This is a genomic window from Candidatus Streptomyces philanthi (genome assembly GCF_059553635.1).
The window spans coordinates 1-1,409 of sequence record NZ_JCANQV010000600.1; the positions used below are offsets into that span (position 1 = coordinate 1).

Below are 1,409 nucleotides of genomic sequence, written 5' to 3' on the forward strand. Positions count from 1 at the left end.
CGACGGCGGCCGCCCGCCCGGCGTCTGATGGAGTGGGCACCGACAGCGCGGCCCGCGGCACCCCCGCGGGCGCGGCAGACCAGGAAGGGAACGACGCGCGCATGCCCGACACCGCCCCGTACCGCAGCCGCCCGACCACCCCCGGTGAATCCGTCCTGCTGCACACCGAGGGCCACGCCGGACACCTCGTCCTCAACCGCCCGCACGCCCTCAACGCCCTCACCCACCCCATGGTCCGTGCCCTGGACGACGCCCTCACCGTCTGGGAGGACGACCCCGCCGTGGCCACCGTGATCATGGACGGGGCGGGGGACCGCGGCCTGTGCGCCGGGGGCGACATCCGCGCCGTCCACGATGACGCCCGGGACGGCGACGGCTCCGCGGCCCGCGCCTTCTGGCGCGACGAGTACCGCCTCAACGCCCGCATCGCCCGCTTCCCCAAGCCGTACGTCGCGCTGATGGACGGCATCGTGATGGGTGGCGGCGTCGGCCTCTCCGCACACGGCGGCGTACGCGTCGTCACCGAACGCTCGCGGATCGCCATGCCGGAGACCCTCATCGGCTTCGTCCCCGACGTCGGCGGCCTCCACCTCCTCGCCCGCGCACCCGGCGAACTCGGCACCCACCTCGCCCTCACCGGGGACACGATCGGCGCCGGCGACGCCCTGCTGTGCGGCCTCGCCGACCACTACGTCCCCTCCGCCCGCCTGCCGGAACTCCGCACCGCCCTGGCCGCCGCCCCCGCCACCGAAGCCGTCCGCCGGTACACGGCCGAGGCGCCCGCCCCCGCCCTCCCGGACGACCGCGGCTGGATCGACGCCTGCTACGCCGCCGACACCGTCGAGGAGATCGTCGACCGCCTGGAGAACAGCGGCGAACCGGCCGCCAAGGAGGCCGCCCGTACGCTCCTCGACCGCTCCCCGACCTCCCTCAAGGTCACCCTCGCCGCCCTGCGCAACGCCCGCCGCCTCGCCACCCTCGACCACGTCCTGGAACAGGACTACCGCGTCGCCTGCGCCGCCCTCGCCTCCCCCGACCTGGTCGAGGGCATCCGCGCCCGCATCGTCGACAAGGACCGCGACCCGCACTGGTCCCCGTCCCGCCTGGAGGACGTCACCCCCACCGAGGTCGCCCGCCACTTCCTGCCCGCACCGGACGGCGGCCTCGGACTGGTGTAGGACGCTCCGCCCGGGGCGCCGCGCCGACCGGGCGGAGGGGCATCGGTCCGTCAATTTCCTTCAGACAACCGGCAGTTGGGGTCTCTCCTCGGGGCTTCCCGCTGGCCTGCACCGATGGCGTGGGACTGGGATCTGGCGAACGGCGTCATCGGTGTGGTCAGCGGCGCCGCCACGGTCGCCGCGACATATTTCGGGTATGTCGCGGTCCGCGGGCAACTCCGCCGCCGCCGG

General features: G+C 74.9%; 1 protein-coding gene. It reads left to right on the forward strand.

The genetic code is table 11. The features are described from left to right. Nucleotides 1–101: 101 nt before the first annotated feature. The gene (locus tag AC51EU_RS30530) at nucleotides 102–1,178 is read left to right on the forward strand and encodes an enoyl-CoA hydratase/isomerase family protein (protein ID WP_496270334.1); all 1,077 of its coding nucleotides are present in this window, start codon (nucleotides 102–104) and stop codon (nucleotides 1,176–1,178) included. Nucleotides 1,179–1,409 lie beyond the last annotated feature (231 nt).

Bases quoted from the DNA above. Each gene is read 5' to 3' on its own strand.
- AC51EU_RS30530 (WP_496270334.1), top strand. From the start codon at position 102: ATGCCCGACACCGCCCCGTACCGCAGCCGCCCGACCACCCCCGGTGAA.